At 70.6% G+C, this 8,178-nt stretch carries 11 protein-coding genes; 2 read left to right on the top strand and 9 right to left on the bottom strand.

The features are described from left to right. Positions 1-361: 361 nt before the first annotated feature. Positions 362-1,756 carry a group II intron reverse transcriptase/maturase gene (ltrA, locus tag AB4Z01_RS35285; protein ID WP_441701397.1) on the top strand — a complete coding sequence of 465 codons (1,395 nt, stop codon included), beginning with the start codon at positions 362-364 and terminating at the stop codon, positions 1,754-1,756. Between the two features lie 78 nt (positions 1,757-1,834). On the opposite strand, the gene AB4Z01_RS35290 is transcribed toward ltrA, so the two are convergent. The 4 genes from AB4Z01_RS35290 to AB4Z01_RS35305 all read right to left on the bottom strand — a co-directional run bounded on the left by AB4Z01_RS35290 (position 1,835) and on the right by AB4Z01_RS35305 (position 4,991). After that, entirely contained in the window at positions 1,835-3,034 is a 1,200-nt protein-coding gene (locus tag AB4Z01_RS35290) for a hypothetical protein (protein ID WP_441701399.1), read from the bottom strand. Positions 3,035-3,106: 72 nt separating this feature from the next. Next, positions 3,107-3,667 (bottom strand): GNAT family N-acetyltransferase, encoded by a 561-nt coding sequence (locus AB4Z01_RS35295; RefSeq protein ID WP_441701401.1) that lies wholly within the window; start codon positions 3,665-3,667, stop codon positions 3,107-3,109. A 69-nt stretch (positions 3,668-3,736) separates the two neighbouring features. After that, the gene (locus AB4Z01_RS35300; RefSeq protein WP_441701403.1) at positions 3,737-4,507 is read right to left on the bottom strand and encodes an alpha/beta fold hydrolase; all 771 of its coding nucleotides are present in this window, start codon (positions 4,505-4,507) and stop codon (positions 3,737-3,739) included. Between the two features lie 61 nt (positions 4,508-4,568). Then, complete coding sequence (locus tag AB4Z01_RS35305; RefSeq protein WP_441701405.1) at positions 4,569-4,991, bottom strand: organic hydroperoxide resistance protein; 423 nt, start codon at positions 4,989-4,991, stop codon at positions 4,569-4,571. Between the two features lie 188 nt (positions 4,992-5,179). On the opposite strand from AB4Z01_RS35305, the gene AB4Z01_RS35310 reads away from it, so the two are divergent. Continuing rightward, positions 5,180-5,638 carry a MarR family winged helix-turn-helix transcriptional regulator gene (locus AB4Z01_RS35310; RefSeq protein WP_441701407.1) on the top strand — a complete coding sequence of 153 codons (459 nt, stop codon included), beginning with the start codon at positions 5,180-5,182 and terminating at the stop codon, positions 5,636-5,638. A 9-nt stretch (positions 5,639-5,647) separates the two neighbouring features. Here AB4Z01_RS35310 and AB4Z01_RS35315 read toward each other — a convergent pair whose 3' ends face one another. The 5 genes from AB4Z01_RS35315 to AB4Z01_RS35335 all read right to left on the bottom strand — a co-directional run. Then, positions 5,648-5,893, bottom strand: a complete 246-nt coding sequence (locus tag AB4Z01_RS35315; RefSeq protein WP_429224749.1) for a DUF4170 domain-containing protein — start codon at positions 5,891-5,893, stop codon at positions 5,648-5,650. 5 nt (positions 5,894-5,898) lie between these two features. After that, entirely contained in the window at positions 5,899-6,549 is a 651-nt protein-coding gene (gene upp, locus AB4Z01_RS35320) for a uracil phosphoribosyltransferase (RefSeq protein ID WP_438605791.1), read from the bottom strand. Between the two features lie 82 nt (positions 6,550-6,631). Next, positions 6,632-7,027 (bottom strand): rhodanese-like domain-containing protein, encoded by a 396-nt coding sequence (locus AB4Z01_RS35325; protein WP_441701409.1) that lies wholly within the window; start codon positions 7,025-7,027, stop codon positions 6,632-6,634. 243 nt (positions 7,028-7,270) lie between these two features. After that, on the bottom strand, positions 7,271-7,930 hold the full coding sequence (locus AB4Z01_RS35330; RefSeq protein ID WP_441701411.1) for a cell wall hydrolase: 660 nt from the start codon (positions 7,928-7,930) through the stop codon (positions 7,271-7,273). Next, the coding region (locus AB4Z01_RS35335; protein ID WP_441701413.1) for a hypothetical protein at positions 7,930-8,178 on the bottom strand (249 nt) is incomplete at its 5' end. The genes AB4Z01_RS35330 and AB4Z01_RS35335, both read right to left, overlap by 1 nt.

Below are 8,178 nucleotides of genomic sequence, written 5' to 3' on the forward strand. Positions count from 1 at the left end.
ATGGCGGTGAAGGGTTAGCGAAGCGCAAGGGCGTCGCCGCGAGGCGGGGTCTGAAGGAAGCGTGGAGCAAAGCCGCGGCCCGATGGACAAGAACCGGATAGAAGGCCTACCCGGCCGGACGAGCGAGCAAATGATCGCGAAGTCCATAGCCATCAAAGGCCGGGGTGGTAGATCCGGCGGGCGTGCGGTGAAGGCGGTCGGTCTTACCTCGGGAGRTCTGCGTCGTGTCCTGCGGGACTGAGACGGCCGTAAGGCCGTCTGAGCACGGCGCAGAAGTCAGCAGAGGGCATAGTAGGCGGTGGTTGCCGCCGAAGGCCCGAACGGTGGAAGAGGCCAGTAGAGCGGCGATCTCGAGCGAGCGATGCGGCAGAAAGATCAGAGCAAGCTGACCTTGGGCCCCTCGGCGGAGGGTGAAGCCCCGAGCCTTGCGGCCCAGGCGACCGAAGCTCGCGCGGCGAGAGCCAGCCTCGAACGCCCGGCGGTCGCGGGACCGGTCCTCGGGCTTGACCCGGGGATGGAGACCATCCTTGACCGAGAGAACCTGAAGACGGCGCTGACACGAGTGCGGCGCAACAAGGGTGCGGCGGGGATCGACGGCATGGGTGTCGACGATCTGCCGGCCCACCTGAAGCGGCATTGGCCCACGATCCGGGCCCAGCTGATCGACGGCACCTACAAGCCGCAGCCGGTGCGGCGGGTGGAGATCCCGAAGGCGTCGGGTGGCGTGAGGCCGCTCGGCATCCCGACGGTGCTCGACCGCTTCATCCAGCAGGCGGTGATGCAGGTTCTGCAGGCGGACTGGGACCCGACGTTCTCCGAGACCAGCTTCGGCTTCCGGCCGGGGCGCTCGGCGCATCAGGCGGTGGCTCGGGCGCAGACCTATATTGCGTCCGGCTACGGCGTGGTGGTGGATCTCGATCTGGAGAAGTTCTTCGATCGGGTCAACCACGACATCCTGATGGGGCTGGTGGCCAAGCGGGTGGCCGATAAGCGCCTCCTGAAGCTGATCCGCGGCTTTCTGACCGCGGGCGTGCTGGAGGGAGGCCTTGTCGGCCCGACGGAGGAGGGAACGCCGCAAGGCGGTCCGCTCTCGCCGCTGTTGTCGAACCTGATGCTGGACGTTCTGGATCGGGAGCTGGAGAAGCGCGGCCATCGCTTCGTCCGTTACGCTGATGACTGCAACATCTATGTGCGCAGCCAGCAAGCGGGCGAGCGGGTGATGACCGGCATCGAGCGGTTCCTGGCCAAGCGGCTCAAGCTGAAGGTCAACAGGGCCAAGAGCGCGGTCGCCAAACCGAGCGCCCGCAAGTTCCTGGGCTTCAGCTTTACCGGCGGAAGAGAACCGCGGCGCCGGATCGCGCCGCAGGCCATCGACCGCTTCAAGGCGAAAGTCCGGGCCCTGACGCGGCGCACTCGCGGCGACAGCCTCGGGCAGATCGTCAAGCAGTTGTCCGTCTACCTGACCGGGTGGCGCGGCTACTTCGGCTTCTGCCAGACCCCGTCGGTGTTGCACGCACTCGACCAGTGGACCAGACGGCGGCTGCGCGCCGTCGCCTGGACGCAATGGAAACGCGGAACCACCCGCTTTGCCGAGCTGCGGCGCCGCGGCGTCGGCCGGGATCTGGCGGCGCAAACCGCCGGCAGCCCACACGGCCCCTGGCGGCTCAGCAACAGCCCCGCCCTCGCCATTGCTTTCCCCATCGCCGCCCTTCAGGCCCTCGGCCTCGTCTCCATCGCAAAGCCGCATTCCGCTTAATCCACCGAACCGCCGGATACGGACCCGTATGTCCGGTGGTGTGGGAGGGGGGAGCCGCGAGGCTTCCCCCTATCCCGATCATGGGGCTCGGCGGGCCAGGATGATGCCGGCCAGGGCCAGCGCGCCGATGACCGCCATGGCGATGCCGGTCCACTGCATGCCGTCGCTGATCGCCAGCTGGTTGAACTGCCACCAGACCTGGCCGCCGCGGTTGCCCATCACTGCCGCCACCTGCAGCGCGGTCCAGCCGATGCCGACCCGGAGCGGCCCGGCGCCGCGCCCCAGGATCGCAGCGAAGCCGGCCAGCATCGCCAGGGCATAGGCCGGGTCACTGCTGACGCCCCAGGCCAGCGACACCGGGACCTCGATGCTCAGCCCGGCCAGGGCCCAGAGCACGACCGCCGCGGCCAGCGGCCCGGCCAGCGGCAGGCCGAGCCTCGGATGCAGCGCGGCCGCCAGCAGCACCACGGCGACGGCGAGGTAGCCGATCAGCGAGACTTGGCCGATCAAATCGGGCACCGACCCGCCGGCCGCGGTGGCGGCGTGGACCAGCAGCGGCAGGCGGATGGCGTTCAGCCAGACGATCGGCGCCAGCAGCAGCATCAGCCCCAGCGCCGCCATCGCGACCGAGGCCGGTGACGCATGGGTCGAGGCTGCCGACGTCGCGGCGTTCGGGCTGCGCCAGGTGACGAAGGCCAGGGCCGCCGCCATCGCCGCCCAGAACAGGTAGGGGCCGAGCGGGATCGCCAGCGATCCGGTGGCCGGCGTCAGCACCACGGCGACGGCGTTGACCAGGATCGGTCCGAACAGCGTCGCCGCCGCGACCGCGATCACGGCGATGCGGCCGCCCGACCCGCCGCCCAGCCGGATCAGATGCAGGTGGTTGCCGACCACCAGGCCGGCGGCACCGACCACGGCGGCGATCCACAACAGGCTGGGCAGCAGGATCGAATCGCCGGGCTCCAGCGGCCGGCGCAGCATGGCCAGGAACCCGGCCAACGCCAGGGCCACCAGCACGCCGCCGGCGATGATCGCCGGGCGCTCGCCGCCGCGCCGGGCGATGGCGGCCCAGCCGAGGAAGGGCAGCAGCGCCAGCAGCGACTCGGCCGTCACCAGCCCGAACGCGCCGGCCTGGACCTGCAGCGCCGGCCCGATCGCCGGCAGCACCCCGGCATGCAGCAGCGGCAGCGTGCTGGCGCCGAGCGCGAGGCCCAGCACCGGCCGCACCAGCAGGGCGGAGGGCAGAATCGAGGAGGGTCTGTCGCCGCGAACCGCCATGCCGGTTCCTTTCCGAATCGCCGGACGAGATGCGCCCGGTCTACGGCAAAGGCTCCTTCACCGAAAGGAGGGTCAGAGGTCGATGCGCCAGCGCAGCGATTCGGCGCCGCCATAGGCCTCCGCCTTGCGGAAGCGTTCGACCAGCCGGCCGCCATTGGCCAAGATCACCCGCTGCGAGGCGAGGTTGTCCGGATCGGTGGTCAGCTCGACATGGATCAGGCCCTGCGCCCGCGCCTCCGGCAGCAGCAGCGCCAGGCCGCGCGTGGCATAGCCGCGGCCCTGCTTCCAGGGCACCACGCTGTAGCCGATATGGCCCAGCACATGCGGCGGCAGGGCGGCCGTGCCGGGCTGCCAGCGGAAGTTGAAGCTGCCGCAGAATTCCCCATCCCATAGCCACCGATGGAAGCCGGGCAGCCGCGGCACGGTGCTGCCGTCCGGCATCGCGATCGGGCCGCCGCGGGCCTCGGGGTCGTCCAGACCGGCGACGAAGCCGGCCGGGTCCTGCGCGATCCGCTCCAGCTGCTCGCGCGCCGCCGCCTCTTTGCGGACAGTGTCGGGCGACCAGCCGCGGTGGAGCGCGTCGGCAAATCCGGGCAGGCGGTCCAGGGTCGGGGCAATCAGGGCGACGGTCATCCGTTCCTGGTAACGGAAAGCCCGCCCGCGGCGCAATGCCACGGGCGGGCTTCCGGGTCGGAGCCGTGGTCAGCGCTTGAGTGAACCGGCCGCATCCTCGATCGCCTTGGCGACTACCGCGGGGTGGGCGACGAAGGCGGTGTGGCTGCCGGTCACCGACACCACATGGGCGCCGATGCGCTCGGCCTCCCAGCGCTCCAGATCCGGGTTGATCACCCGGTCGGCGGTCGACACCAGGAACCAGGATGGAAGCTTTTTCCAGGACGCGATGGTCACTTTCTCGCCGAAGGCCGCGGCCGAGATCGGGCCCTGTGTGGCGGCCATCACCGCCGCCTGCGCCGGGGTGGAATCGGCGGCGAAGGCGCTGTGGAAGCGGTCGGCCGGGATGGTGGCGAAGCCGTCCGGGCCGGGCTGGATCGCGTCGGCTTCGACCGCCGCCGGCTTGTTCTTGAACACATCGGCTGCGGATTCGCCGACATCCGGCGCCAGGGCGGCGACATAGACTAGGCCGGCCACCTTCGGGTCCTCGACCTGGGTGATCACCACGCCGCCCCAGGAATGGCCGACCAGCAGCGTCGGCCCGTCCTGCTGGGCCAGCACCCGCTTGGTGGCGGCGACGTCGTCGGCCAGCGAAGTCAGCGGGTTCTGCACCGCGGTGACGTGATAGCCCTTGGCCTGCAGGGCGGACACCACGCCGGCCCAGCCGGACCCGTCGGCGAAGGCGCCGTGCACCAGGACGATGTTCTTGACGCCTGCGGGCGCCGCCTCGGCGGCCTGGGCCATGCCGAGCGACAGGCCGGCGACGGCCGTTAGGGCCAGGGCCTTCACGGAAACGCTCATGGGGGAAACTCCGGGCGCGTTGGGGGCGGGGCCGGCCGGATCGCCGGCCCCGTCACGGGGATCAGGCGACGGTCAGGCGGACGTTCAGGCTGCCGCTCGTGGCGTGCGAATAGGGGCAGACGACATGGGCGCGAGCGACCAAGTCCTCGGCGACGGCGCGCTCCAGCCCCGGCAGGGCGATGGTCAGCCCGACATCCAGGCCGAAACCCTGGCCGTCATCGCGCGGGCCGACGCCGACATCGGCGGTCACGGTGCTCTCCGGCGCGACCTTCACCTTGGCCTGGCCGGCGACGAACTTGATCGCGCTCAGGAAGCAGGCGGAGTAGCCGGCGGCGAACAGCTGCTCGGGGTTGGTGGCGTCGCCGCCCTGGCCGCCCAGCTCCTTCGGCGTGGTCAGGGCGACGGACAGCTTGCCGTCCTCGCTGGTGGCCCGGCCGTCGCGGCCGCCGGTGGCAGTGGCCTTGGTGCGATAGAGGATGCTCATCATCGGTCTCGCTTGATGGGGGAGCGACGGGGTGCCGCTTGCGAGAAACTAAATAGCGCACAATTGAATTGCTCGCTATGCAATGCGCGGGAGGGTGGCCATGCGAAATTGAATGGTGCGCAATTCAATTGCTTGGAATATCCAGTCGGATTGCCCTGTCACCGTCCCCCAGCCGGGGAGATCCCGCGATGCCCGACACCCTGGAAGCCCCATACCGCCTGTCCGACCAGCTGTGCTTTGCCGTCTATTCCACGGCGCACGCTTTCAACCGCGTGTACAAGCCGCTGCTGGACCGGATCGGCCTGACCTATCCGCAGTATCTGGCGATGCTGGTGCTGTGGGAGCGGGACGGCCTCGCCGTGAAGGCGATCGGCGACCAGCTGTTCCTCGATTCCGGCACGCTGACGCCGCTGCTGAAGCGCCTCGAATCGGCAGGTCTGGTCGAGCGCCGCCGCAGCCGCGACGACGAGCGGGTGGTGCACATCCACCTGACCCCGGCCGGCCGGGCGATGCAGGCCGAGGTGGCGACGGTGTTCGAGGGCATCGGCTGCGCCTCCGGCCTGACGGCGGAGACGGCCGGCGCGCTGCAGCGGGCGCTGCAGGCGGTGCGCGATCAGCTGCAGGCCAGCGCCGCCGCTGCTGCCTAAGACCTGGCCTCAGCCTTTGCGGCTGGCGTCGGTCGATGGATCCAGCAGCCGGTGCAGATGCACCACGAAATAGCGCTTCTGGGCGTCGTCCACGGTCGCCGCCGCCTTGGCCCGCCAGGCGGCATAGGCCTCGGCATAGCTCGGGAACAGGCCGACGATGTCGACCTTCGACAGGTCGGCGAATTCGACGCTCTGGGTGTCCTTGAGGTCGCCGCCGAGGACGAGGTGCAGGAGCTGCTTGGGCTGGTCGGTCATGGGGGTCACTTCGTGCCGAACATGCGGTCCCCGGCGTCGCCGAGGCCTGGGAGGATATAGGCGTTGTGGTCGAGGCCGCGGTCCAGCGCCGCGGTGTAGATGCGCACGTCGGGGTGCTTGGCGTGCAGCGTGCGCACGCCCTCCGGCACCGCCACCAGCGCCATGAAGCGGATCAGCTCGTCCGGCACGCCGTGCCGGTTCAGCACGTCGACCGCGTGGACAGCGGAGTTGCCGGTGGCCAGCATCGGGTCGACCGCGATGAAGATGCGGCCCTGCGCCTCCGGCAGCTTCACCAGGTATTCGACCGGCATCTTGGTGTCGTGGTCGCGGTACAGGCCGATATGGCCCTGGCGGGCGGAGGGGATCAGCTCGATCAGCCCCTCGGTCATGCCCAGCCCGGCGCGCAGGATCGACACCAGCGCCACTTTCTTGCCCAGCAGCACCGGAGCGTCCATCGGCTCCAGCGGCGTCTCGATCCGCTCGGTGGTCATCGGCAGGTCGCGGGTGATCTCATAGCCCATCAGCAGCGAGATCTCGCGCAGCAGCCGGCGGAATCCATTGGTCGACCGCCCCTTGTCGCGCATGTGCGACAGCTTGTGCTGGATCAGCGGGTGGTCGAGGATGAAGAGGTTGGGGAATTCTGGCAGCGTCTTCATCGGGCCTCGGGCGCGGCAGTGTCGGCCCGACCATACAGGGTGGGGCCGGCGGTTCCAAGGGCCGGGCCCGCACCCCAGGCGGTCAGGCCGGTTCCAGCGTGAACCCCTCGTCYAGCCAGCCGGTCAGACCGCCGATCATGATCTTCACCGGCCGGCCCAGCTCGGCCAGCCGGATCGCGGCGCGGTCGGCGCCGTTGCAGTGCGGCCCGGCGCAATAGACCACGAACAGCGTCTCCTGCGGCCATTCGGCCATGCGCTCGGCGGTGATGGTCCGGTGCGGCAGGTTGATCGCGCCGGAGATATGGCCGGCGGCATAGGCCTTCGGTCCGCGCGCCTCGGCCAGCACGAAGCCGGGGGCGCCGGTGGCCAGGGCCTCATGCACGTCGGAGCAGTCGGTCTCGAAGGCCAGCCGGGCGCGGAAATGGGCCAGCACCTCGGCGGCGGGGGCGGCGGGGATGGCGGTGACGGCGTTGCTCATGGTCGGTCTCCGTAGGGCGTGGGCACACTGTGCCCAAGCCGGACGGGCGGGGCCATTGGCGCGGATGACAGGGATCGGGCAGATCTTGCCAAACCGCTCCCGTACGCCCGCGAGACCCTTTCGGAGCCTTCCCCTTCTCGTCATTCCCGCGAAAGCGGGAATCTCTTTCCGGTCCAGGCGTGACGAGATCCCCGCTTTCGCGGGGATGACGGGTTGGAGGAGCTGAAAAGGCCTTCCCGCGGCTCAGGGCCGGAAGAAGCGGTGGCCGCCGATGGTGACGAGATAGGCCTCGGGCATGGCCCAGGCCGGGGCGCCGACCCGGGCCGGGGCGTAGAAATGGGTGGCGCCCCGGGTCGGGTCGGTGAAGATGCCGGCCATCATGTGCAGCGCCACCGACCAGGCGATGCGGAACCGGGCGGCGTCGCGGATGGTCAGGTCGCCGGTGGTCCAGGGGAACTGGCCATGGTCGGCGATCACGCGGCAGATGGTCTTGGGATAGGCCGGGACACGCAGCCGGTTCAGCACCACCTGCGCCACCGCCAGCTGGCCCAGCCGGGTCTCGCCCTGGGCCTCGAAATACACCGCATAGGCCAGGCAGCGAGCCTGGCGCAGCACCTGCGGCCGTTGTCGGGCGTCAGCCAGTCGCAGCCGGCTGACGATCAGGCGGCGGATCTGCGCCGGGCCGGCGCGGCCGCGGATGGAGGGCTGGACGGTGGGAACCGGCTCGCCCGCGGCCGGTGCGTCCGGGCGGCTCGGGATCAGGCTGCCGGGGGTCTCGTCGGACGGCATGATCCAGCCTTCGCCAAGTTCCTGGGCGCCCAGTTCCTGGGCGCGCAGCCCCGGTGCCAGGCACAGCACCAGCAGCGCCGCCAGCAGCGGCGTGAGACGGGCCGGCCGGCGCATCAGGGCGGCGCGGGCGGGAACAGCGGCAGCTCGATCGAACCGTCCGGGCCGGTCAGGGTGACCGATCCGGGGTCGATCCGGTCGACATGCCAGCCGGACAGGTCGTCGCCCGGCCGGGCGGTCATGATCTCGCCGGTGTCGTCGCGGCGCAGCAGCGCCATGCCCTGGTCGCCGGCCAGGATCACGCCCTGCACCGTCACCGCCGGCGGCGGCTCGGGCGGGGCCGGCGGGGGCGGCGGCGCCTCTGC

It is taken from the genome of Inquilinus sp. YAF38 (assembly GCF_052113205.1).
In the GTDB taxonomy this organism is placed as follows: Bacteria; Pseudomonadota; Alphaproteobacteria; order DSM-16000; family Inquilinaceae; genus Inquilinus.